This is a genomic window from Vibrio breoganii (genome assembly GCF_024346795.1).
GTDB lineage: Bacteria > Pseudomonadota > Gammaproteobacteria > Enterobacterales > Vibrionaceae > Vibrio > Vibrio breoganii.
Map to the genome: position 1 here is coordinate 491,363 of NZ_AP024865.1, position 24,365 is coordinate 515,727.

Annotated in this window: 24 protein-coding genes; 18 read left to right on the plus strand and 6 right to left on the minus strand. The window is 45.0% G+C overall.

Annotation, left to right across the window (positions count from 1 at the left end; genetic code table 11):
* Nucleotides 1–4: 4 nt before the first annotated feature.
* Entirely contained in the window at nt 5–325 is a 321-nt protein-coding gene (locus tag OCU35_RS15280; protein WP_017029571.1) for a heavy metal-binding domain-containing protein, read from the minus strand.
* 190 nt (nt 326–515) lie between these two features.
* On the opposite strand from OCU35_RS15280, the gene OCU35_RS15285 reads away from it, so the two are divergent.
* Genes OCU35_RS15285 through OCU35_RS15295 form a run of 3 tightly spaced genes read left to right on the plus strand, consistent with a single transcriptional unit; the run spans nt 516 to nt 4,205 of the window.
* Complete coding sequence (locus tag OCU35_RS15285) at nt 516–1,847, plus strand: TackOD1 domain-containing metal-binding protein (RefSeq protein ID WP_261826458.1); 1,332 nt, start codon at nt 516–518, stop codon at nt 1,845–1,847.
* A complete protein-coding gene (locus OCU35_RS15290; RefSeq protein ID WP_261826578.1) occupies nt 1,840–3,156 on the plus strand; it encodes a glycosyltransferase family 2 protein in 1,317 nt (438 codons plus the stop codon). Before OCU35_RS15285 ends, OCU35_RS15290 begins: the two co-directional genes overlap by 8 nt.
* Nucleotides 3,153–4,205: an HlyD family secretion protein gene (locus tag OCU35_RS15295; protein WP_261826459.1), complete on the plus strand. Its 1,053-nt coding sequence runs from the start codon at nt 3,153–3,155 to the stop codon at nt 4,203–4,205. The genes OCU35_RS15290 and OCU35_RS15295 overlap by 4 nt, the downstream gene beginning before the upstream one ends.
* Before the next feature lie 261 nt (nt 4,206–4,466).
* On the opposite strand, the gene OCU35_RS15300 is transcribed toward OCU35_RS15295, so the two are convergent.
* Both OCU35_RS15300 and OCU35_RS15305 read right to left on the minus strand, forming a co-directional pair.
* Nucleotides 4,467–5,858 (minus strand): glycoside hydrolase family 1 protein, encoded by a 1,392-nt coding sequence (locus OCU35_RS15300; RefSeq protein WP_261826460.1) that lies wholly within the window; start codon nt 5,856–5,858, stop codon nt 4,467–4,469.
* Between the two features lie 135 nt (nt 5,859–5,993).
* Nucleotides 5,994–6,923 carry a LysR family transcriptional regulator gene (locus tag OCU35_RS15305; RefSeq protein WP_261826461.1) on the minus strand — a complete coding sequence of 310 codons (930 nt, stop codon included), beginning with the start codon at nt 6,921–6,923 and terminating at the stop codon, nt 5,994–5,996.
* Nucleotides 6,924–7,085: 162 nt separating this feature from the next.
* Here OCU35_RS15305 and OCU35_RS15310 point away from each other — a divergent pair, with 162 nt between their 5' ends.
* From OCU35_RS15310 to OCU35_RS15320, 3 genes are all read left to right on the plus strand, one after another.
* Nucleotides 7,086–8,282 carry a glycine C-acetyltransferase gene (locus OCU35_RS15310; protein ID WP_261826462.1) on the plus strand — a complete coding sequence of 399 codons (1,197 nt, stop codon included), beginning with the start codon at nt 7,086–7,088 and terminating at the stop codon, nt 8,280–8,282.
* On the plus strand, nt 8,282–9,313 hold the full coding sequence (gene tdh, locus OCU35_RS15315) for an L-threonine 3-dehydrogenase (RefSeq protein WP_017032338.1): 1,032 nt from the start codon (nt 8,282–8,284) through the stop codon (nt 9,311–9,313). Before OCU35_RS15310 ends, tdh begins: the two co-directional genes overlap by 1 nt.
* 276 nt (nt 9,314–9,589) lie before the next feature.
* Nucleotides 9,590–10,489 carry an EamA family transporter gene (locus OCU35_RS15320; RefSeq protein ID WP_261826463.1) on the plus strand — a complete coding sequence of 300 codons (900 nt, stop codon included), beginning with the start codon at nt 9,590–9,592 and terminating at the stop codon, nt 10,487–10,489.
* Nucleotides 10,490–10,528: 39 nt separating this feature from the next.
* Here the strand turns inward: OCU35_RS15320 and OCU35_RS15325 are convergent, their stop codons facing one another.
* The gene (locus OCU35_RS15325) at nt 10,529–10,837 is read right to left on the minus strand and encodes a DUF1272 domain-containing protein (RefSeq protein ID WP_261826464.1); all 309 of its coding nucleotides are present in this window, start codon (nt 10,835–10,837) and stop codon (nt 10,529–10,531) included.
* Nucleotides 10,838–11,004: 167 nt separating this feature from the next.
* Here OCU35_RS15325 and OCU35_RS15330 point away from each other — a divergent pair, with 167 nt between their 5' ends.
* The 10 genes from OCU35_RS15330 to mnhG all read left to right on the plus strand — a co-directional run bounded on the left by OCU35_RS15330 (nt 11,005) and on the right by mnhG (nt 20,311).
* Nucleotides 11,005–11,688 carry a spondin domain-containing protein gene (locus OCU35_RS15330; protein WP_261826465.1) on the plus strand — a complete coding sequence of 228 codons (684 nt, stop codon included), beginning with the start codon at nt 11,005–11,007 and terminating at the stop codon, nt 11,686–11,688.
* Nucleotides 11,689–11,698: 10 nt separating this feature from the next.
* Nucleotides 11,699–12,418, plus strand: a complete 720-nt coding sequence (locus OCU35_RS15335; protein ID WP_261826466.1) for a spondin domain-containing protein — start codon at nt 11,699–11,701, stop codon at nt 12,416–12,418.
* A 63-nt stretch (nt 12,419–12,481) separates the two neighbouring features.
* Complete coding sequence (locus OCU35_RS15340; RefSeq protein ID WP_261826467.1) at nt 12,482–13,213, plus strand: response regulator transcription factor; 732 nt, start codon at nt 12,482–12,484, stop codon at nt 13,211–13,213.
* 34 nt (nt 13,214–13,247) lie between these two features.
* Nucleotides 13,248–14,636 (plus strand): sensor histidine kinase, encoded by a 1,389-nt coding sequence (locus OCU35_RS15345; RefSeq protein WP_261826579.1) that lies wholly within the window; start codon nt 13,248–13,250, stop codon nt 14,634–14,636.
* A gap of 106 nt (nt 14,637–14,742) precedes the next feature.
* The gene (gene mbhE, locus OCU35_RS15350; protein WP_261826468.1) at nt 14,743–17,406 is read left to right on the plus strand and encodes a hydrogen gas-evolving membrane-bound hydrogenase subunit E; all 2,664 of its coding nucleotides are present in this window, start codon (nt 14,743–14,745) and stop codon (nt 17,404–17,406) included.
* Nucleotides 17,406–17,756: a Na+/H+ antiporter subunit C gene (locus OCU35_RS15355; RefSeq protein WP_261826469.1), complete on the plus strand. Its 351-nt coding sequence runs from the start codon at nt 17,406–17,408 to the stop codon at nt 17,754–17,756. The genes mbhE and OCU35_RS15355 overlap by 1 nt, the downstream gene beginning before the upstream one ends.
* Entirely contained in the window at nt 17,756–19,252 is a 1,497-nt protein-coding gene (locus tag OCU35_RS15360; RefSeq protein WP_261826470.1) for a proton-conducting transporter transmembrane domain-containing protein, read from the plus strand. Before OCU35_RS15355 ends, OCU35_RS15360 begins: the two co-directional genes overlap by 1 nt.
* On the plus strand, nt 19,249–19,725 hold the full coding sequence (locus OCU35_RS15365) for a Na+/H+ antiporter subunit E (RefSeq protein WP_261826471.1): 477 nt from the start codon (nt 19,249–19,251) through the stop codon (nt 19,723–19,725). Before OCU35_RS15360 ends, OCU35_RS15365 begins: the two co-directional genes overlap by 4 nt.
* The gene (locus OCU35_RS15370) at nt 19,718–19,996 is read left to right on the plus strand and encodes a monovalent cation/H+ antiporter complex subunit F (protein ID WP_017032328.1); all 279 of its coding nucleotides are present in this window, start codon (nt 19,718–19,720) and stop codon (nt 19,994–19,996) included. The genes OCU35_RS15365 and OCU35_RS15370 overlap by 8 nt, the downstream gene beginning before the upstream one ends.
* Before the next feature lie 18 nt (nt 19,997–20,014).
* The gene (gene mnhG / locus OCU35_RS15375; protein ID WP_017032327.1) at nt 20,015–20,311 is read left to right on the plus strand and encodes a monovalent cation/H(+) antiporter subunit G; all 297 of its coding nucleotides are present in this window, start codon (nt 20,015–20,017) and stop codon (nt 20,309–20,311) included.
* A 36-nt stretch (nt 20,312–20,347) separates the two neighbouring features.
* Here the strand turns inward: mnhG and OCU35_RS15380 are convergent, their stop codons facing one another.
* Together OCU35_RS15380 and OCU35_RS15385 are read right to left on the minus strand one after the other, a co-directional pair.
* Complete coding sequence (locus tag OCU35_RS15380; protein WP_261826472.1) at nt 20,348–21,283, minus strand: universal stress protein; 936 nt, start codon at nt 21,281–21,283, stop codon at nt 20,348–20,350.
* A 606-nt stretch (nt 21,284–21,889) separates the two neighbouring features.
* Nucleotides 21,890–22,825 carry a hypothetical protein gene (locus OCU35_RS15385; protein WP_261826473.1) on the minus strand — a complete coding sequence of 312 codons (936 nt, stop codon included), beginning with the start codon at nt 22,823–22,825 and terminating at the stop codon, nt 21,890–21,892.
* 86 nt (nt 22,826–22,911) lie between these two features.
* Between OCU35_RS15385 and OCU35_RS15390 the strand changes: the two genes are divergently transcribed.
* A complete protein-coding gene (locus OCU35_RS15390) occupies nt 22,912–23,142 on the plus strand; it encodes a DUF3820 family protein (protein ID WP_261826474.1) in 231 nt (76 codons plus the stop codon).
* Nucleotides 23,143–23,240: 98 nt separating this feature from the next.
* On the plus strand, nt 23,241–24,098 hold the full coding sequence (gene yghU / locus OCU35_RS15395) for a glutathione-dependent disulfide-bond oxidoreductase (RefSeq protein WP_261826475.1): 858 nt from the start codon (nt 23,241–23,243) through the stop codon (nt 24,096–24,098).
* Nucleotides 24,099–24,365: the final 267 nt, after the last annotated feature.

Sequence of the window (24,365 nt, forward strand, 5' to 3'; positions counted from 1 at the left end):
TGAGTTAGCCGATGGTGACTGCGGTGCCACTTGCGCTCACCATCAACATGCCGTTGTCTTTGCCTAGTACTTCGTAGTCAATGTCGATGCCAATAACCGCATTCGCGCCGATTTCACGCGCTTTATCTTCCAACTCTTGCATCGCAATAGTGCGGGCACGCTCCAACTCTTTTTCATAGGTCCCTGAACGACCACCGACCATGTCGCGAATACCGGCAAACATGTCCTTGAACAAGTTAGCGCCCAAGATGGCTTCACCCGCAATTACGCCGTGGTAGCTGAGAACACGTTTGCCTTCAACGGATTGTGTAGTGGTCATTAGCATGTTTTATTCCTCGTAGGTATTAAATCTCTTAAATGTACATAAACAGCGAATAAATTTAAGAAATTATAAGCATATCAGCGTTTTATTGTTCTACTCTTTAACAGAAATATATATTAAATAGTGTGCTAATCATAGGCTATCCAAGGTTCCACGTTAACGGATAAAGATTTTGATTTTCAAGGAGTGAAGAGTGTCTGATGAAAATAAGACTCTAGTGATATTCGGCGAGGCTTTAGCTGTGACTCCTCCTATGGGTTGGGATGTCGAGTATGAAACCAATGAAGACCAATTATTGTCAAGGCGGGGGATTATCTGTCTTATTAATGTCCCTTCTTTGGAGCAAGACTCCCTCCTTAAAAAAATACACGGGTCGGAGTTTGGATGGAGTTGGCGTTTATATGTAGTACAAGCAAGCACATTAAGCCCTTACTTGAGCGATGGAGTGTATGAATCTGACCAGATCCGAGGTGTTCCAGAGAAGCTTAACTACTTAAGTGAGCAGCCTAGCGATACATTACTGGCATATTTGTGGCTAGATGAGAGGCGGGCACTTAAACCCATCAGAGATGCTGGCACTACAGCAATCTATCGTTATCCCTTAATAGATGCTTACTATCAATTAGAACGCACCCCATTTCGATATATTCTCAAGCAGGTAGAGCAAGAGTTACTAGAAAAGGGAGAGTGTATTGATAGGGTTCGCTATTGCCAGAAGTGTCATTCTGGCCACTTGAATTATGTCGATGCGTGCCCTTCGTGTAGCTCTGTCGATACTGTTTCAAATGATGCGCTTCACTGTTTTACTTGTGGTCATGTAGATGACGCGAAAAATTTTGCTAAGCACAACGCACTCCAGTGTCCTAACTGCAGTACTTTATTAAAACATATAGGCGTTGATTACGATCGTCCACTAGAGCTAATGCAGTGTAATAGTTGCCAGAATGAGTTTGCGGAAGCTCGAGTGATAGCGCGCTGTTTAAGTTGTGGTCATAAAAACAATGTAGAGTCTCTTATAACGCAAACTTACTTCAATTATTTGAGTGGTGATAGAGCACACCTTTTTCTGCTTAACCAGGCCTCATCAAAAGTCTCCTTCCGTTTATCAGGGACAGTTGACCCCGTTCTTTTTGAATCGGTTGTGTCTTGGAAGAACCAGCTATCCATTCGTCACAGTCACACTGATCTTCTCATAGGTTTGAAGATTATTAATATCGAAGAATTTATCCAAAAATTTGGAGAGGTGGCTTATGTTGAGTTTTTGGCTCAGTTATCCGAACAGTTAGAGTCACTATTCAGAACCACAGACCTGAGCTGTCAATATAGTGAAGAAGTATTGTTTGTATTCCTACCTATCTGCGATACAAACTCCATAGAAATCCTTCGCGAACGGTTGTCAGAGTTTGCTACCAAGATCGAATCAAATGAAATAGGGCTTCGGGTAAGGCATTGGTATCTGCCTGACCAAGAGTTCGATGACTCAAACACTTGGTTTAAAGCCAAAGCGAGTGAGTTGGATGCTTGATTCTGTAGTCTATGTTTTAAGGAGTATGTGGGGGAGCATCTGGACTCATACAGAGGTGCTCATTACTTACTTCCCTCTTATTATCATGGTTGAGTTACCTTTGATATTAATGATGCTTGTTGGAGTGTTTAAATGGTATTGGAGAAACCAACATAGTGATCTAGATCGAGCGCCAAGTTTAAGCATTGTTATCACTTGTTATGGTGAAGGTGATGCAATCAAAAAAACCATCGATACGTTGGTGGAACAAATTTACCCAGGAAACATAGAAATCCTAGCCGTAGTTGATGGAGCGGTGCAAAATCAACATACCTATGCTTCCGCAGTGGAATCACAGCAACAACATCAGCACAGAAAAGATCGTTTAGTGAGAGTCGTGCCTAAATGGCAGCGCGGAGGCAGGGTGTCTACGCTGAACACAGGCTTATACAAAGCTAAGAATGAAATTGTTATCAACGTCGATGGCGATACCTCATTTGATAACGACATGGCTTTTAATATCGCAAAGCAGTTTAATAACGCAAATGTTGTCGCTAGCGGAGGCGCTCTGAGGGTTCGCAATTGGCAAGATAACGTATTAACCCGTATGCAAGCATTGGAATACATGATGTCTATGCAGGCGGGAAAAACGGGAACTCGAGAGTTTGGGCTTTTAAACAATATTTCTGGAGCCTTTGGAGCATTTCGTAAAACTGTATTGAAGCGAGTTGGAGGCTGGGATACTCATACAGCTGAAGACCTAGATCTTACTTTTAGATTCAAACAGTACCATGCTCGTTATCCCAATATTCGATTGGCGTTCACCCCACACGCAATAGGCCATACAGATGCACCTAGCTCCATAAGAGACTTTACGTTGCAACGACTTCGCTGGGATGGCGATTTGTTGTTTTTGTACTTCAGAAAACATATGAAAGGCATGACACCGAAGCTACTTACCTGGCCGGTATTTCTTTACACGCTAGTGTATGGAGTGCTGCAAAATGTGCTGATACCTGTGCTGGTAGTGATGTATTGCATGTATGTATTAGTAGTGTACCCAGTTGTCTTCACCATATCCGCTTTCATACTGATTTATCTTGTTTACCTAGCCATAGTTCTTATTAAATTCTCTATTTATTGGGTATTGATTTCAGAGAGGAAATCTCTAGATATCAAGCTGATAGGTTGGTTACTCGCTTACCCATCCTATGCATTGTTTGCTCGGTCGATCACCGCCTTTTCTATATTTAATGAGTTAATAAGGCGCTCTCATGAAGAATCGAGTATGGCACCTTGGTGGGTGCTGAAAAGGGGGAAAAGATTTTGAAAATTGAATTCATGCTCGATAAGAAAAAGAATCCAGCCACAGAAAAAGGACTTAAGGTTCTTTATGGTGGTACCAAACGCACAGGCTACCGAATTAGGTGGTTTGTGTTGGTGGCTATTGTGTTATTACCGGCTTTGTTTGGTTTAGGGTGGATTGTTAAGCAACAAGTGTTTGTTGTGGCGCCTGCTATCGTCAGCTACAACTCTGTGGATCTCAACGTTAAGACGTCTGGACTTATCAAAATGGTTAACTTCAAAACAGGGGACACAGTATCTGCAGGAAGTGTTTTATTCGAATTGAATGACCCTGTATTGGATTCCGAAATCCAATTTCTAGAAAGTGAGATCCAAGTACTGAGACGAATTCTAAAGCAGGAAGACGATTCAACACTAAGGCTTTATCGTGGAGCCGTTACTCAGTCACGTAATACTCTAAAAGAGATGGAAGCCATTAAGAGAAAGTTTGATACGTATTTTAGTAAGGGCCAGGTGAGCACATCCGACTACTCAGCGGTACTGAGTAATTACGCTGCGGCTGAAAGTAAACTAACCAATACCACCATAGAATTGCGTTTGGCTGAATTGAACTTGGCTAAGGAAAAATACTCAGGCGATGTAGCAAATGTCATTAGAAATCTGGAGAAAGAACTAAATCTAAAGATAAAGCTTAGAGAGTCTCTTCAAGTGAAAGCACCATTTGATTCCACAATACTCGATGTTGCTGGGAAAGTAGGGATGCAGGTAGGTGAGCTTGATACGGTTATGACCATCGCAGGGAAAGACACAACCCCACATGTCATTGCATATTTAGATCCAAAATATGTATCCAGCGCCAAGATGGGCCAAACGGTTGAGGTTAAGCTTCCTAATGGAGAAAACCACAAGGCTGAGGTTAGCACGTCCGTTCAACTAGCAACAAAGTTACCCGAACAATTAGCTAAGCCTTTTGAAGGCAAGAAAGCACTTATGCGAGTATCCGTTGAGTTTTCAGGTACGTTACCAGATCGCTATAAATTGGTAGAGGGCATGCCTGTGGAAGTTTACTTTTAGACTTAATAGGTAAATTGATTAAAGCGGAATTTCATCTGTTGCTTGGTAATGTCATGGGACAGATAAAATCACAGGTTGAGGCCCCATAAAAAGGGTAATAGAAAAGAGTAAAGCAGGGTATCTTTAACTGAGAACTAACCATTAAAGATATCCTTGCCTACTTTTACAGGGTCATATCAACCTAGAACCTAGAACCTAGAACCTAGAACCTAGAACCTAGAACCTAGAACCTAGAACCTAGAACCTAGAACCTTAAGCCGTTTACAATTTTAGCGTCGCCCCGCGGCTAGCAATTACGTCTTTATACCAATAGAAGCTTTTCTTTTTGGTGCGTACCAGAGTCCCTTCACCATTATTGTCTCTATCTACATGAATATAGCCATAGCGCTTACTCATCTCTGCTGTTGAGTTCGCGACCAAGTCGATAGGGCCCCAAGAGGTAAATCCCATCAACTCAACGCCATCCAATATCGCTTCATGGGCTTGCACTAAATGATCGTTCAGATACGAGATTCGGTAGTCATCGTTGATTTCGCCTTCTGGCGTCACAGTATCGATAGCGCCTAAGCCATTTTCCACAATAAACAGCGGTTTTTGATATCTGTCATGCAGCATATTTAGCAGAATACGTAACCCCTTAGGGTCGATGAGCCAGCCCCATTCACTCTTTTTCAGGTGAGGGTTTGGCACGCTATCGACGATGTTACCGACCTCTTTTTGCATAGGGTCTGCTGAGGCGCAACCACTGGCGTAATAGCTAAAGGAAATGAAGTCGACGCTAGCAGAGGCAATGATATCGAGATCGTCCGCCTGCATCTTTATCTCAATGCTGTTTTCTCTGAAGTAGCGAAGCATGTAGCCCGGGTATTTACCGCGAGTCTGTACGTCGCCAAAGAACAGCCACTGATTATTTTCCTGCATGGCAGCAATCACATCATCTGGATTACAAGTGAAGGGGTAATTAATCGCCCCTAAAAGCATGTTACCTATCTGAGCGTCAGGAATGATTTCATGACACAGGTTCACGGCTTTTGCGTTCGCAACCAGTTGATGGTGTATGGCTTGAAAAATCTCTTGTTTAGAGGCTTGTTCTTGAAGACCGACGCCAGTAAATGGCGCATGCAGCGACATATTGATCTCATTGAAGGTCAGCCATAGCTTTACTTTAGAGCCGAAGCGTTCGAATACAGTGCGAGCGTATCTTTCAAAGAAGGTAATGACACGTCGATCGCCCCAACCGTTATACTTTTCCACCAAGTGGTAGGGCATTTCATAGTGTGACAGCGTCACGAAAGGTGTCATGTTATGTTTGGCTAACTCGTCAAAAATACGATCGTAGTAGGCGAGGCCAGCTTCGTTGGGCTCTGCTTCGTCACCGTTTGGATAGATACGCGTCCAAGCAATGGATAAGCGCAAACAGGTAAAGCCCAATTCTTTAAATAGGGCAATGTCTTCTGGGTAACGGTTGTAAAAGTCGATTGCCAAGTCTTTGATGCCAGGCTCTCGCTCATCTCTTGTTTGGTGAGGACTAAGGATGCCATTGGGCAGCATGTCTGATGTCGATAGGCCTTTGCCATCTTCTAGGAACGACCCTTCAACTTGGTTGGCAGCGATTGCGCCGCCCCACAGAAAGTGCTCGGGAAACTGAATCATGGTGTGCTCCAATGAGTATGGTTATTGTAATTTTAGTTGTAGATAGTGAATCTTAGGCGAATATAGTCTCTTTCTGCTCAATTCATATCAAAATATTTTTGTCGTTGGATCGCTTTAAAAGTTAGCGAATTAGGGTTATTGAGTACCATTGCACTTATTGGAAAGTGCCTGACTAATAAAGTCGATAAACAAGCGAAGGCGCTCTGGCATATATTTGGTTTGCGCGTATTGCATGAGCACATTGCCATGATAATTACTGGTGAGTGTCCAATCCTCAAGCACTTGCACTACTTCTCCAGTTGCTACGGCATTCGCGACAACAAAATCGTGGAACAGCCCAATACCTAGGTGGCTTTTTACGCCGTCAAATCTTAGATTTGCTTGGTTCACGGCATAGCGACCCGATACGGTAACTGACTGAGATTTATCGTCTTTATGAAAGGTCCATACGTTGTCGTGTTCAGTTTCCGCCAGATACAAACAGTTGTGCTCTAACAGGTCACTGGGCTGCTGTGGGGTGCCATGCTTCATTAAATAAGGTTTAGAGGCGCACAAGATCAAATGAGTCTCACCCAGCTCTTTAAGCACTAAGTGTTCATCCGGTTGTTCTGACAGCCTAAAGGCAACATCAATACCTTGTTTTTGAATATCGACCGCACCGTCAATAGCGCGCGCCTTTATCTGAATATCTGGATACTTCTTTAAAAAGTCGATGATTAAGGGCTGCAAGACAACACTGAGAAAGGCCTCTGGCGCAGAGACTAAGAGGCTTCCCTGAGCTTGGGAGTGGCTATTTGTGGACAGCTCTACGGCTTGCTCGGCAGCGCTAAGCATTTGTATTGCTTGTTCATAGACCTTTTGACCTTCTTCTGTAATGCGAAGAGTACGAGTAGTTCGTTCAATAAGCTTCACCGCCAATGCGCTTTCGAGACGAGTGATTGTCTTAGATACAGCGGAAGGGGTCATCGCTAAGCTATTGGCTGCATTGGTAAAGTTACCTTGTTGAACCACTAGGGTATAGGTAGCAAGGTCGGGCAAAAGGGCAACAAGTTGAGTGGTTTTCATTATATGTGCCTACAGTTCACAAATGATTTTCCGTAGAAGGCATTATACTCGCAACATCTTTGAACTAGAATCTCTTTACACTGTAAATCAGGAAAAGATTTTGCTCCGAGCAAGCTAGATATCTTGCTTGGCATTCCCCCTTACTGAAAGGATCAAAGAATCATGTCTTCTGCGTTTTATAACCAAATTCAACAACAAATCGACGAAGTAAAAACTGAAGGTTTGTACAAGTCAGAGCGCGTTATCACTTCTCAACAAAAAGCGTCTGTGTCTATCTCTACGGGTGAAGATGTACTTAACTTCTGTGCAAACAACTACTTAGGTTTGGCTAACCATCCTGAGCTTATCAAAGCAGCTCAGCAAGGTATGGATAAATACGGTTTTGGTATGGCGTCTGTGCGCTTTATTTGTGGTACTCAAGACATCCACAAACAACTTGAAGACAAGCTATCTGCATTCCTTGGAATGGAAGATACCATTCTTTATACCTCTTGCTTTGATGCAAACACAGGTCTGTTTGAAACCATTCTAGGTAAAGAAGATGCCATCATTTCTGATGCACTGAACCACGCGTCGATTATTGATGGCGTTCGTTTGTGTAAGGCAATGCGTTTCCGTTACGCAAACAACAACATGCAAGAGCTAGAGCAGCAACTTATCGCTGCAAAAGAAGCGGGTGCGCGTAATACTTTGATTGTTACCGATGGCGTGTTCTCCATGGACGGCGTTGTAGCAAACTTGCCTGCTATCTGTGACCTTGCCGATAAGTACGAAGCGTTAGTCATGGTGGATGACTCTCACGCGGTAGGCTTCATGGGTGAAACTGGCGCAGGTACGCACGACTACCACAATGTGATGGATCGTATTGATATCATTACAGGTACTCTAGGTAAGGCTATGGGCGGCGCATCAGGCGGCTACACTTCTGGTAAGAAAGAAGTAATTGACTGGCTTCGTCAGCGTTCTCGTCCATACCTATTCTCTAACTCTGTAGCGCCAGCGATTGTTTCGGCTTCTCTACGTGTTTTGGATCTTCTTCAAGAAAGTGGCGATCTTCGTACTCACCTTTGGGAAAACGCTGCACACTTCCGTGCTCGTATGGAAGGTGCTGGCTTCACTATGGGTGGTGCTGACCACGCGATCATTCCAATTATGTTGGGTGATGCAAAGGTTGCCGCTGAATTTGCTGAGCGTTCGCTAGCAAAAGGTATTTACGTTGTTGGCTTCTCTTTCCCAGTAGTACCGAAAGGCCAAGCTCGTATTCGTACGCAAATGTCTGCGGCGCATACTCGTGAACAACTAGACCGCGCTATTGATGCATTCATCGAAGTAGGTCGCGACATGGGATTGATCAAATAATGAAGATTAAAGCACTTTCTAAACTTAAGCCTGAAGAAGGCATCTGGATGAATGAAGTCGATATGCCTGAAATGGGGCATAACGACCTGCTTATCAAGATCAAGAAAACCGCTATCTGTGGCACTGACGTACACATCTACAATTGGGACGAATGGTCACAAAACACCATCCCTGTGCCTATGGTTGTTGGACACGAATACGTGGGTGAGGTGGTTGCTATTGGTCAAGAAGTTCGTGGCTTTGAGGTCGGTGACCGCGTTTCTGGCGAAGGCCACATTACTTGTGGCCATTGCCGTAACTGCCGAGGTGGTCGTACGCACCTATGTCGTAATACTATCGGTGTGGGTGTTAACCGCACGGGTTCTTTCTCTGAGTACCTAGTGATCCCTGCGTTTAACGCATTTAAGATCCCTGAAGGCATCTCTGATGACCTAGCGTCAATCTTTGACCCGTTCGGCAATGCGGTTCACACTGCATTATCATTCGATCTTGTGGGCGAAGACGTACTGATCACAGGTGCTGGTCCTATTGGTATCATGGCAGCTGCAGTGGCAAAACACGTTGGCGCACGCCACGTTGTGATTACTGATGTGAACGAATACCGTCTAGACCTTGCTCGTCAAATGGGTGTTACTCGCGCTGTTAACGTTGCGAAAGAAGATCTAAAAGATGTGATGGCTGAGCTCAACATGACTGAGGGCTTCGATGTAGGCCTTGAAATGTCGGGCGTTCAAGCAGCATTCAGCACCATGCTAGAAACCATGAACCACGGCGGTCGCCTTGCACTGCTCGGTATTCCACCATCAGACATGGGTATCGATTGGAACCAAGTGATCTTCAAGGGTCTGGTCATCAAGGGTATCTACGGTCGTGAGATGTTCGAGACATGGTACAAGATGGCGTCATTGATTCAATCTGGCCTAGATCTATCACCAATCATCACTCACCACTACAAAGTTGACGACTTCCAAGAAGGCTTCGACGTTATGCGTAGCGGTCAGTCTGGCAAGGTTATCCTTGATTGGGAATAACCTGTTTTAGCTCTCTAGCTTAAGCTATTCCAGCGTGTCAGTCTTTCTAAAGCCCTAAGGATTCTTAGGGCTTTCTTCGTTCATCCGTATCCATCCTTATTTCCTTATATCTAAAGCCTATCTATATTTGACCTCAATCGAAACTGCCGCGCAAACACTGTAAAGGTAACGTCATTGAAGAGTCACAATCGCTAGTTAGAATCCGTCTTTTCCTAAGTTACCTAGAGTAATGGATCCCACTAGTAAAATAGACAAACTGTCTATTTAGGAAGCGCTTTGAGTATTATCGCGATTGTTTTGGTTGTTTTTTCAGCGCTGCTTCATGCTGGTTGGAACGTATTGGGTAAGTCTGGTTCAGGTTCGGGATATTCTTTTGCGTTGGTTGCATCGCTTACCCCTTTTATTTTGCTCTCACCCTATCTTGTGTGGTGTATCTCTGTAATTGGTCTTACCAATATTACAGCTGACTTTTTTTGGTTACTGGTTTTTAGCTGTATAGGACAGGCTATTTATTTGGTGAGCGTTATTAAAGCTTACGATCATGGCGACGTTGGCATGATGTATCCGATTGTGCGTGCTTTACCTGTTCTTATGGTGGGTATCGGTACGCTCATAGTAGGCCAAGCATTATCAGGTAACGCTTGGCTAGGTTTTAGTATATTGACGATAGGATGCCTATTAGTCCCACTCACAACACTTCGCGAGTTAAAGCTATCAGCGTATGCGAACATTGGCGTACTGTGGGCTGTGATTGCCGCCATGGGCACGACCTTGTATTCCATTTTGGACAAAGAAGCGCTTAATTGGTTAGTGCTGGAAACGTCGGGGTTAAGCTCACAGCAGATCGCCATTTTCTATCTTGGCATGCAGTTTCTTGGCACATCCTCGGTGTTGTTGTGTTGGCTTATTTTGACAAATAACAAGTCGGAAATCGTTAATGCAAAGCGTCATTGGAAGGGGTCATCCATTGCTGGAATTATGATGGGACTGACCTACGGAATCGTATTGTATTCAATGACATTGGTGGAAAACGTCAGCTATATTGTTGCGCTTCGACAAGTGAGTATTGTGTTTGGGCTTGCTCTGGGGATCACTATCCTAAATGAACGTTGGTTTCTCGTTCGAGGGCTAGGGGTTTCACTAGTTGTTACTGGTCTAGTGGTCGCGCTTGTCTAGGGTTGCTTAATTAAACGCATAGTATTTCTAAAAAGCGTGCTAGCGTTTTTCTGGGGCAATATGCTGGTATCTATTGGCAAAATCACTCATTTCTTGTTCTGAATATTTGCTCAGAATTCTCGTTGTTGAAGGTGGTTGGTGAGAGGTACTGAGCTTAGCTCGTCTTTCCTCGGTAGGTCGAATGGGTCTGGAACATAAACCGCCACCGCAGTTAGGGCATACGTTAAACAAAACGTTCTCTACACAATTTCTGCAAAAGGTACATTCGTAGCTACAAATCATCGCCTGCGTCGCATCTGCGGGTAAGTCTTTGTCGCAGCATTCACAATTGGGTCTTATCTCAAGCATCAAGCCTTCCTCATTCTTATCTTTCGCAGTATAGGTGACTCTATCCGTGTTGATTGAAACTGATTATAAACTTGTGAGAGTTTTATGAGATTTCAGAGACATTACTGAAAGATCTGCGGTTCATCCTTATTAGTACCAAAACAAGGTCATTACAGGATGGACTCAAAATGAAAAAACGTACTCAACTTGGATTAGCAATTTCTTCTGTTGTATTCGCACTCGGCTCTGCTGGTGCAAATGCAGCGGAACTTGAAATCACAGTAACGAATGCTACCAAGGGCATCTATTTTACTCCGCTCATAGTGGCAGCGCACAGCTCTGATTTATTCATGTTTAGAACCGGCCAAGCTGCCTCGGCGGAGCTGGAAAGCATGGCTGAAGGCGGAGACATCTCTGGTTTATCTACCGTGATTGGAAATGCGGGTGGTGTGGTGGTGGAAAACCCTGCGGGAGGCATTTTAGACCCAGGCGTAGGCACTAGCTTCACCCTAGACAGTGGCGATCTAGAGTATCTGTCCTTGTCAGCGATGCTTTTACCCACCAATGATGGATTTGTAGGCCTAGACAGCTGGATGATCCCAACTACACCTGGCACTTATAAAGCCACGTTACGCGGATACGACGCTGGCACAGAAGCCAATGATGAGATAGCCAGCAGTATGCCTAATCCTCCTTTTATCACCTTTGGCAGTGGCGCTACAGGAGTTGAGACTGCGGTAACCAATGCGGTTGTTCATGTTCATCCCGGAAATCTGGGAGATGCTGATTCAGCAGGTGGTAAGAGCGACCTTGATAGCAGCTCACACCGTTGGTTAAATCCAGTTGCAACCGTCACTATCGTTGTGAAGTAAGGGGGCTAAAATGAAAAATCGAATCTTATTAGCCGCATTTTCTATGGGCGTATTGGCTGGATGTTCCGACGACGATGATAATGATGTTGCTGCAATCGCCGCGAGCGATGCGTCAACTCAAAACCAGCGCTATACGATCTCTGTGATTAACTTAACCGCCAACCAACCAATGTCACCTTTGGCAGTATTGACCCACAACAGCAACTTTTCACTGTTTGAAGTGGGACAAAGTGCGTCTCTACCTTTGGAACAAATGGCAGAAGCAGGCAGCAACGCGGAGCTTATCGCCCTGATGGACAGCAACGACAATGTTGAACAGGGGTTATCGGGTAATGGCTTAGTCATGCCGGGAATGTCAGATGAGGTGACCATCACCATTGACCCTGAATTCTCGGGGTATGTGTCGGTAGCGTCGATGTTCGTTAATACCAATGACGCGTTTGTGGGCGAAACTGGGCTATCCATACAAACCCTGGCGGTAGGGGATAGCTTTGAGATGAACATGAACGTTTGGGATGCAGGCACAGAGCTTAATGACGAGTTAGCGTCAACCATCCCAGGCCCTGCGGGTGGGGGCGAAGGGTTTAATGCTGCGCGTAATGACGACGATGTGGTGGCATTTCATTCGGGCGTGATCACTAGTGATGATGGTCTAGCAAGTTCCGCTCTTGTAGCGACTCATCGTTTCCTAAACCCAGGAGCCAAAATCACCATCACTCGAATAGAGTGAAAGTAATCCTTCCTTACTACGGTCTAGTGCTCAGGGGTGAAAGAAACGAGTAAGGAAGGCTTTATGGAACCACAAGCGACGAATCTGATGGCCAACATTCTATTAGTTGAAGATGACGATGATCTAGCCGAACTCGTACTGATGCATTTGAAGTTTCAGGGTCACACGGTGACTCGAGTCGCTCGATGTGATGAGGCGCTAAGGCTCAATCAACAGCACACCTTTGATTTGCTGGTTCTTGATAGGGGACTACCTGATGGAGATGGTTTAGATATCTGCCATCAACTGAGGCAAGAGCAAAATTGGACACCAGTGCTTATGCTAACGGCCAGAGACAGTGAAATGGACAAGGTTGATGGGTTAGAGGCCGGTGTCGATGACTACATTACCAAGCCTTTTAGTGTTTTAGAGTTTCAAGCCAGAGTGCGCAATATTTTGCGTCGAGTAAGTCAGGTTTCAGGGAAGCCCACACAAGCCGAGCCTAATGATACTGCGATGAACTTCGGGCTACTCAAAATAACCCCAGAGCTTCACCGAGTCTCATTGGATGATAGGGACATAACACTGACAGCGACTGAATTCACTCTGCTTAAGTTTCTCGCCTCTAGGCCTGGCAGAGTGTACAGCAAGGATGAGCTACTTGGGCATGTGTGGAACACCGAACACTCTGGCTACCATCATACGGTTTGTAGCACCATCAATCGCCTTCGTACAAAGCTGAAACTCTCAAGCTCTGAGCACCGCTTTATTCAAACCGTTTGGGGCGTCGGGTATAAGTTCCAGCCATATCAATAACTAACAGATCTATAAGGTTAGGTGGAGTCGAATGATTAGCTTTAAGTCTCGCTTGATGGTGTTTACCAGTGTTTGGTTTTGTTTGGCTGTTGCCTTGATTGCGTTTACCTACAACTGGCAAAAACAGACCATAGAACTTCGCACTAAGCAGAGCTTGCACAAGCAACTTGCAACTCATATGCGAGAAGACAACCCCCTTATGATTGGCTCTGATTACAATCCAGTGGCCCTAAAATCCATCTTCCATACTCTAATGTTGCTCGGTCCAGATTTTGAGATTTATTTCTTGGACGCCAAAGGGAACATTACCACCCATGCCGCACCTGAAGGTGCACGGTTACAAAGCTCCGTTGACGTCGAGCCTATCACCCAGTTCCTTAATGATGAGCCGTTTCCTATTCTTGGAGAAGACCCTAGAAATCCTAACCAGAACAAGGTGTTTTCAGTGTCCGCACTCAAGGAGGGAGAGACCATCATGGGCTATCTCTACGTAGTCATAGGGAGCACTCAGCACAGTGCTATAGCTGCTTCTCAGGTTGATCCTCCCTATGTTGCTTTGGCCGGTTTAGTACTGGTTTCTATTATTGGTTTTGCATTTGGCGTGTATCTCTTGGTAGAGAAAAACCTGTTATGCCCAATTCAAAGGGTGACTAACCAGCTTCAACATCAGGCAGAGCATGACTTTCAACTGACACCAGACTTTACGCATCAGGTAAAGGAGCTTGCGCCTATTGCGGGCTCATATCACTTGATGGCAAAGCATATTCAGCAGCAATTTTTGCAGTTGGAATATCAATCATCGCATCAAAGGCAACTGCTTTTGCAACTCAGTCATGATCTCAAAACGCCGCTTTCCAGCGTATTGGGCTATCTGGAAACGTGGAAACTGCAGAACAAACAAGATCCCTTGATTGATGTGGCTTACCGCAATTGCGACAAGCTCTCCAATCAGTTGCATTCTATGCTGCAATTGGCAAAGCAAGAAACGCCGTTACTCAGCTACGAATACCACCCGGTAGACATCGCTACCTTGCTTGCTCAAAGTGCGGAGATCATGCAGAGTCAATTTAACCGCAAGCAAGTGATGCTGAAACTGGATGTTGCTCCAGAACTGCAAACCATAGGAGATAAGGTGTTGTTAGAGCGCTTAGTAGCTAACTTGCTTGAAAACGCGCTAAGGCATAGCCCAGCACATTCAACAGTGTGCTGTCAGGCAGAGCTAACGACTAATAAAACCGATATCAGATTTAGATTTACTAACCACGTTGAACCTAATGCTCAAGGGGGCTCGTTAGGCATTGGCATTAAGATAGTGCAGTCAATCTTAATGCTTCACCACAGCTATCTTGAAACGAAGCAAACAGACAATGAATATCAACAGAGCTTCACCTTACCATCAACAGGTTTGGTGCCTTTGGTGTAAGAAAGGCTAAACTTTATACAACGGCGAATCGTATAAATTGGTTTTGGGGTGCAGTTTCAGCGGTACTGCAGCCCGAAATGACCTTGATATGCATTGTAAGGATCAAATGACTCAAGATGCGAAAGTTAAGCCGCTGTACGAAAGTGATCATCGTCGACAGCCCCTATTATTAGGTTTTGCATTACTTCCATTGCTCGTACTGTACGCGGCATTAGTGCTATTCAGCCCAGAGCAAGGGAGGGTCGTGAGTGTTCCTTGGGTTCCTAGTCTTGGAATCAATCTTTCGTTCTATCTCGATGGTTTGTCTTTCCTATTTGGTCTGCTGATCAGTGGGGTCGGGGTACTCATTCAAATATATGCTTGGTCATATATGCGTGGAAAAGCCTCTCGTTTCACCTTCCATCTTTACCTAACGCTGTTCATGCTGGCCATGCTAGGTGTGGTTATCAGTGACAACATCTTGTTGCTGTTCGTGTTCTGGGAATTGACCACGTTAACTTCATACTTGTTGATCGGCTTTAATCATGAGAATCCAAAGTCACGTAAAAATGCGCTGCAGTCTTTATTGGTGACCGGTGCTGGTGGACTAGCGTTGCTGGCGGGTTTGATAATGCTTGGCAAGATGGCAGGCAGTTATGAATTAACCGTTATCATCGCGAAAGCCAGTGACATGCAGAGCCATTCTCTGTTTTTACCTTCGCTAATATTGGTGCTGTTAGGTGCCTTCACAAAATCTGCGCAGTTTCCCTTCCATTTTTGGCTCCCTAACGCAATGGCAGCCCCAACACCGGTGAGCGCGTATCTGCATTCTGCAACTATGGTCAAAGCGGGCATATACCTGCTGGCGCGAGTGTCACCGGTTTATAGCGACAGTGAGTTATGGTTTTATGCCTTAGGCGCTTTTGGCAGTGTGACTGCGATATGGTGCGCACTACTTGCGTTAAAACAAACCGACCTCAAGTTGATGCTGGCCTACAGCACCAATGTCGCTTTGGGCAAGCTCACTTTACTGCTTGCGGTGGGAACAGACCTCGCACTGGCGGCCGCTATCTTGTTTGTGGTTGCCCATTCATTTTATAAAGCGGCGCTGTTTATGGTGGTCGGCAATATCGATAAAGCGACGGGCACAAGGGACATGAGAGTGCTTCGTGGGTTAAAAGCTCTGCTAGGGCTTAGTTTTGTAGTCGCTGGTTTGGCCGCGTTTTCTAAAGCCGGAATGCCGCCATTTATGGGGTTCTTGAGCAAAGAATATATGTACAAAGCGGGCTTAGAGCTTGGCGCACCTATTGTTTTGGTTCTGCTGTTTATCAATGCAATCATGGTGGCATTGGCGCTGGCCTTGCTCCTAAAGCCTTTCTTTGGAACGCCCTCTAGCGAGATAAACGCTAAACCTGTGGAAAAGGACGCTGGGTTATGGATTCCGCCTTTGCTGTTGGCATTAGCCAGTCTTTCCGTTCCAGTATTCGGGCTGGAGTGGTTCAATACTCACCTTATCGTGCCGGGTAGTAATGCAATTGCACTTGGCACACAATTGCAAGGGGTGAAGCTATGGCAGGGCTTCAACCTTCCCTTGTTATTGAGCGCGGTAACCTTAGTGTTGGGTTATCTTGTTTATCGAGGCATTACGCCGATTTCAAACAGATTCAATAGAATCCCATTTCCAGATGCTAACAAGGTCTTTGACAGTTTGGTTGGCGCGATGTTGAGACTTGCGACGCTTCAAACCTCGTGGCTGCAACATAAGCGACTAAGCGGCTACGTTTTGTTGTCTTTTTCCATGTTAGCTCTACTTCTCGTGGTTGATCCATTACCGATGGTGCAAGGTATTAAAACGGGCTTGGTACAAGTTAAATACTACGAGTTTGCACTAGCCATTGCGCTGGTGGTGTCAGCATTGCTATGCGCTATATCAACCTCAAGGCTGCTCTCTGTGGCAGCCTTGGGCATTGTCGGCTTTATGACGACACTGGTGTTTATGCTGTATAGCGCGCCAGATGTGGCCAAAACCTTACTATTAGTCGAAACCCTCATCGTGATATTTGTGGTCTTGCTGATCAAGCATATGCCAACCACAGGTTCGGTAAAGAAACACAGTCATCGTCGCAAGGCATTGCACATGGCGATCGCTACTGTTATTGGCGTGTCTATCACAGCCATATTGGTTGGAATAACCTCGATGCCATTGGATAGTACGGTGTCTGATTTTTATGCAAACAATAGTGTGCCAGAAGGATTTGGGCGCAACGTAGTGAATGTCATTTTGGTTGATTTTCGCGCCATCGATACATTGGGGGAGGTGGTCGTCGTTGTCGTCGCTGGCCTTGCCGCGGTGAGCTTGTTGAAGACGCACAAGTATCACTCTCATCGTATTCAGTCTTTGATTTTTGCGACTACCTCGCACATTGTGGCGGCGCTAATGCTGGTCTTTTCTATCTACTTGCTCCTTCGCGGTCACAATGCGCCCGGGGGCGGCTTTATAGGCGCGCTTATTGCTGTTATTGGTTTTGCATTGCTGATGTTCGCAGAATCCCCCCAATACGTTCTTAATCGCCTGCACTATCCGCCATTTACTATCGCGGTGTTTGGCATCGCCGTCAGCATCGGAGCTGGGACACTGGCCTTGCTGTTTCAACAACCGTTTTTAACTGGTCTGTGGTGGAAAGAGATCATCCCTTTAGGCACCCCTCTTATTTTTGATATCGGCATTTATCTGGCCGTTATAGGCGGGGTAATGGGCATGTTGCTACGCGTAAATGAGGAGCTCGACTAATGGAGGTATTGTGGAGCATTGTCGTTGGGATCTTTGTTGCGATAGGCGTTTACCTAATGCTAGAAAGGCATCTGTTGAGGATTCTCTTTGGGCTGATATTACTCAGTAGTGCCGTCAATCTTGCTATCTTCACTGCCGGCCGACTAACACCGGGGGAGCTTCCTTTAATTGAGCTCGATGCGCTAGTGCCTCCTGATGGATTCGCTAATCCCTTGCCTCAAGCATTGATTCTAACCGCTATTGTGATCGGTTTTGGACTGCTGGTATTTGCGCTTCTACTTTTCTACCGATCCTACCTGGAAACAGGTTCAGCCGATGTTGATGAAATGACCGCCTCGGAGGAAGAGTAGTGACCTCTTTATGGCTGACTCTTCCTGCCGTCGGCTCGTTGCTAGTGGCAGTATTGCTGTTTTTCTTTAGAACCCGAACAAATCTGGTTAACGCAGTCAGTGTTTTAGGGGCATTGGCTCAGCTGATAATTGCTGGTTTGTTGGCGTTAGATATCATTAACCTTGGGCCTACGGCGGTGGCTTTTGGTCAGTGGATGGCACCTTTTGGTATTGTTTTTGTAGCTGACTTGTTGTCCGTTTCCTTGGTGATGATCACCGCCATCATTGGACTCGTGGTTGTTGTCTACGCCATAGGGGATCTGAAGGAGAAGCCATCGTATGGCTCGTACCACGGCTTAATCCATGTGCTCTTAGCCGGGGTCTATGGGGCGTTTCTAACGGGAGATATTTTTAACCTTTATGTTTGGTTTGAGGTGATGTTGATCGCCTCTTTCGGCCTTATGGTGCTCGATGGTTCAAAAGCGCAGATAGACGGCGCGGTAAAATATGTGCTGCTGAATCTGATCTCTACCTTGGTTTTCTTACTCGCAATAGGTCTTATTTATGGGGCGACGGGCACCCTAAATTTAGCGGACCTCCACTTTAAAGTGTCAGAGGTTAAGCCTGATTTGCAACGGGTTCTGGCAGTTTTGTTTCTGTTTTCTTTCGCAATTAAGTCTGCACTCTTCCCACTATTTTCTTGGCTACCTGCGTCATACCAAACCTTACCTAGCGCAGTCGTCGCTCTGTTCGCAGCACTGCTTACTAAGGTAGGCGTCTATGTTTTCTTGCGTATCTATACCTTGATATTTCCTCTAGTCGACAGTGGGTTACAACCTTTGCTGATTTGGGTGGCAGGCTTGACCATGCTGACGGGCGTTTTGGGTGCCGCTAGTCAGTTTGATATAAAGAAAATCCTTTCTTTTCATATTATTAGCCAGATCGGCTACATGCTAATGGGGCTGGCTATTTTTACACCGATAGCCATAGCAGGGGCCATCTTCTATGTCATTCACCACATTCTGGTTAAGGCGAACCTGTTCTTAATTGGTGGGGTCTTAGAGTACAAATACGGCTCTAGCGATTTGAGTAAACTGGGAGGGGCCTATAAAAGCTCACCCTTGCTTTCGTTTTTATTTATTGTTCCGGCGTTTTCATTAGCAGGATTCCCTCCGTTGTCCGGATTTTGGGGGAAATTGTTGGTCATAAAAGCGAGCATTGACGTCGAATTATACCTGCTGGCAAGCATTGCTTTATTAGTAGGATTGCTGACTATTTATTCGATGACCAAGATTTGGAGCGAGGCATTTTGGAAACCTGGTTCATCTTCACCTGAGAATGAACAAAGGCCACTTAAGATCCCCATGCCTTACTTGCTTCCTATAGCAACGCTTACCACCTTGAGCCTTATCATTGGCTTGTTTGCTGAGCCTTTTATTCAGTTTGCGATGCAAGCATCAGAGCAACTATTACAACCCACAGAGTATTTACAAGCGGTACTTGAGGAGGGCGTGTGATTTATTTTTTCCTCAATTTTTTCTTGGCGTTAGCCTGGATGCTATTAAATGGTAGTTACAATGTCACAGACTTTGTGCTGGGTTTTACTGTAGGGTTTCTCGCCTTAGCGCTAAGCCAGCCATTTGGCTTGAAAACAAGTTATTTTAAGCGATTTCGAGTAGGGCTAAACCTATTACTGTTCTTTTTATACGAGATGTTTGTGTCCGTCATTCGGGTAACGTGGGACGTTATCACTCCGACTCACTTGAGTGATCCAGACATAGTCTATGTGCCTCTAGACGTTTCAACGGACTTAGAGATCACTCTGTTAGCCAATATGGTCTCTTTGACTCCAGGTAGCTTAAGCCTTGATGTTTCCTCGGATAGAAAACATCTTATTGTGCATGCGATGTTTGCGCCGGATCACGAAAAGGTTTCACGAGATATTAAGCAGGGATTAGAGAAACGCATATTGGAGATGACACGTGGATAATTGGTTGATGATCAGCATCGTAATATGCAGCTTTTGCCTGTTTTTGAGCTTTGTTATGGCGGTAGTGCGTTTGGCAATAGGCCCCACGTTAGCAGACCGCGTAGTCGCACTGGATCTGATCGCATTCATTACCATTGGCTATATTGCTTTGTACACCTTATATAGCGGTCAGATGGCACTTCTTGATATCGCCATAACACTTGGATTGGTGGCGTTTCTGGGCACGATAGCCTTTGCTCGGCTGATAGCGAAGCAAAGTGGGGAGGGGTAAGGCTATGGGGGCATTAGTATGGAATGGTTGATTGGCGTATTCCTGTGCTTGGGTGGTTTGTTTGTACTCGTCGCAAGTTTAGGGGTACTTAGGCTGCCTGATCTCTTTACAAGAATGCATGCCGCCACTAAGGCTGGAACAGTAGGCCTAGGGTTGCTTTTGCTGGCTGTAGCGTTCGCTATCCCTGATATCACGGTGATATCACGAGTGATTGGTACCATGTTGTTTATCTTTCTAACTGCACCGGTGGCGGCGCATTTACTTGGCAAGGCGATGAAGCAAAGTGGGTACAAGATGTGGCAAAAAAAAGAGTAGCTCGTAGGCTACCCTTTGAAAGTGATGTTAAGGCGGTTAGACAAATGGTGTTACAAAGCCTTTTGGTTTTAATGCGACTAGAGAACACGTGACAGAGCGAACAATATTCTCTGCGGTATTGCCAATAACAAATCCAGGAATCCCGGTACGTGCTAGCGTGCCCATAACAAGAATGTCAATTTCATGCTCGTCTACCCAATGCGGAATAACATCATCTGGAAGGCCGTGTAAGTGATGCACTATAATCTCACCGCTTACGCCAGACTCCTTGATAAGGTGGTCAAGGGCTTCTCTGTGTTCCACTTTGGCTTTGTCTATTTCAGCATTAAGCTCTTTATCTTCAATTTTGATCCAGGCATGGCTGTCCAAATAGCGCTCTAATTGATACTCCCAGCAGGATAAAACGTGCAATCGGCTGTCACAGCTATCCGCAATTGAGCGAGACAACTCCATCAGACGCATACAGAGCCCTCTGTGTTCGTCGCTTGCGATAATCGGGTCAATGGCAACAGCCACTCTTCGTTTGTTTCTAGGTTTGTTGCTAGCACGGTTTAGCCACACGGGAGAAGGACATTTCCTAAGTAGCGTCATGTCTATGGCTTTGAAACCTTCGTCATCGTCATCTAATGGCTCTGCATCTTTAATAAGCAGATCGTGTTCACCCTTATGAACCGCCCGTATGATATTGATAGCGGGCTTATCTCCACTGACGACTTCTAGAGGGAAAGAGACATCGTCTTCGGCGATATTATGGGTATCTCTACTGTCTTTAATGTGCTCGCTGACATTATGAATCAGAGAGTTCTCGTAACTGGACTGATACTGAGCAAGATTAACGGGAAGTGGAGGACAAAAGATCATGCCTTTCAACGGAGCTTTATTATTGTAAGAAAGTCTCAACGCTTGGCCGATAGAGTCACTGTGATTAGATAATCCTTGGCTAACAAATAGAATATTCTTAAACTTTTTCATATATACCTCCGTGGGCATAAGGCATTAGTGTTTAAAGTGCCGAGTCTTGTATTGTCCTAACTGCTTATCGATATGTTGATAGTAAAGTTTAAAGTCGATCCTTGTCCTATTCAAACTTGGTTTTAAGCTCAGATAAACCTATCCCTTTCTGTTTTTTATTACTCATTGATAACAATGGGGTTATCTCTGAATCTCTGTCCGATCTTCTTTTCTTGAAAAACATTTTCATGATCGTGTGGTCTAAATTATTCGTATACCCCGAAAGTGGTAGTTGCTCAAACTAAGTATAGGCAAGTCAAAAGCGCAAAGGACGACAGATTATCATCTTTCGTGAGTTGGAACGGTTTTGGCGACACTGGCAAGGAGGAAGTATGAAAGTATGTCCATCATGTTATAGCGAAATGGTTTCTCGAAGCGGGATCCAAGTATGTCCTAGACACGAAATTGGGGATTGTAGATTCAATGGCTATGATAGTGTGAAACTTGATACGAATGTGAAGCCATCGAGTTTGAACGAATCCAAACAGAGACAATCCCCTCAGTTGCGACAACAATGATTTAGCAAGGTGAGCCAAACAGGCTCACCTAGTTATTTGAAGTTAGAAATTAGAAATTCTCAAAGCGGATTTCTAGCCTTAAACGAATGCTCGCTTCTTCCTCAAACCCCTGATCGTATTCTCTATACCAGTTGTATTCGGGTGTCACTTCGTAATAGAACCATTTAAAGAAAACATTATGGCGATAGGTCATCCCAATCAAGGTATTGTCAATGAAAGAGCGTGGATAGTCTGTACCTGTGGTACTTACGGTGTAGTTGATGGCCTGAGTCTTCGAGAGATATTGATATAACACAAAAGCTGTACCTAAATCCCAGATACTCGTATCGTCGGCATGATCCCGATTGAATTCGGCAAATGAGGTCCAGCGCAGCAAGAAGTTTTTGGATAGGGCTTGGTCAATATCAAACTGAGTAGACTCTCCAGTCAGCTCTGTTTCTTGATAAATTTTTTGTGTAACACGACTAACGGTGTTGATCCCAATCGGGTAAGTGAAACGGTACCGTGCCTCAATCTTAGGCTTAAAGGTCGCTTTAATATTAAAGCTGCTGTAACCCTTGGCATAGATGTCATACCTCAGGCCAATAGTGCTCTCTACTTCTTCCGCGTTGCGAGGGAAAAGATCAAACAAGTCATCCTCACCATCAGATTCGATGATCAATTTAAGGCGGTTTGTCACTTTGGGTAGGTTAAACTTGGCATCGATCCTGGTATTGTATTTGAAGCCGTCATATTCAAACTGAGTAAAATCATTTTTCCAGCGCACAGAGGTGCCCGCTCTAGCATCCTCAGTCACACGCTCATCAGCAAAGAAATCATCAAACCAAACAGCAGGTTGGCAAAACTTGGTGTTCAGATAGTGGTAAGCTCTGGAGATGGCTCTATCGTCCTCGGGTTTGCTCAAGCACTTCTCTTCAGTATCTTCAGCCCAAGAGGGGGCGGATAATCCTGTGAGTAGGAATGTGATGAAAATGGCTCTACGCAAACGGGTTCCTTTAGTTTGTGTCACTGATTTCTATTATCGTAGATGTAACAATAAATGTCATGAAGTGTTTGATTTGGTTTTAAAAAATGTTAGAAAAAGAAAATATAATTAAGCTTGCTCGAATGAAAATGCCGTTTGGGAAATTTGCCGGTAGGGTACTCATAGACTTGCCTGAGGAGTACCTGTTGTGGTTCCAAAATAAGTCGGAATGGCCGTCTGGTGAATTAGGACAGTTACTGCAATTGTGTTTAGCGCTAAAAGTCGAAGGATTGGACTCGGTGGTGAAGCCATTGAAAGAAGAACAGGACAGGTATTAGGCTGTTAAAACACTTGCCTTCGAAAAGGAGTAGGCATAGTATGATTTTAATTGAGCGATCGTTCATTTAAGTGGTTAAGCCAAATTCAAGGAGATGTTATGACTGAACAATATGTACCGCCGAAGATCTGGGTCAATGATGCAGAGGGTGGCAATAAGTGGGCGAACATTAACAGCCCTGAATCGGGTGCACGATTTGAGCGAGAGCTGCCGGTAGGTGAGCACGCATTTCAGTTGTACTCGCTTGGTACGCCTAACGGCCAGAAAGTGACCATATTGTTTGAAGAGCTTTTAGCCGCAGGAATTAAAGATGCAGAATACGATGCCTACCTGATTAACATCGGCGAGCTAGACCAATTCTCATCGGGTTTTGTGGGTGTAAACCCAAACTCTAAAATCCCTGCATTAGTAGACAAAACCGGCAGTGAGCCAGTTAACGTATTTGAATCAGCGTCCATCCTTGTTCATTTGGCAGAGAAGTTTGATCGCTTCCTACCTAAATCCGGTCCAGAGAGAACCCAAACATTCAATTGGCTGTTCTGGGCACAAGGTTCAGCGCCGTTTTTGGGCGGTGGTTTTGGACACTTCTATGCTTACGCCGATGAAAAGCAAGAGTACCCAATTAATCGCTTTGCGATGGAAGCCAAGCGTCAGTTAGACGTGCTCGATAAGCAATTAGCGGCAAATACTTTTGTCGCGGGCGAAGAGATCACCATTGCAGACATGGCGATTTGGCCATGGTATGGCAATTTGGTTCTAGGGAACCTTTACGATGCTGCGGAATTCTTGCAAGTAGAGACCTATACCAATGTGTATCGCTGGGCAAAACAACTTGAGCAGCGCGAAGGCTTTCAGCGTGGGCGTGTTGTAAACCGTTCGTTTGGTGAAGAATGGGAACAAGTACCAGAGCGTCACAATGCAGAAGACATCGATAAGGTGCTAAAACTGCGACCATAGCTTTCATAACTTAATTGCCAATAGAGCAGTGGATTAACACTGGCTCTATCTATCCCAGAGCGGTATATCGCTCTCGGATAGTGTTGCTGTATAGATATTAAACAGGTAGGGCGGGAAACGAAAGTTACGAATGAAAAACGTTTGTATTAAGCTCATATATAGCTAGACTGTAGCACAAGGCAATCTCCGTAAAGTTATCGGAGATTTTTTTTGCCTATTTTTTACAATTTGTCGCCCTATGAAAGTGACAAGTTATTTTAATTCAGC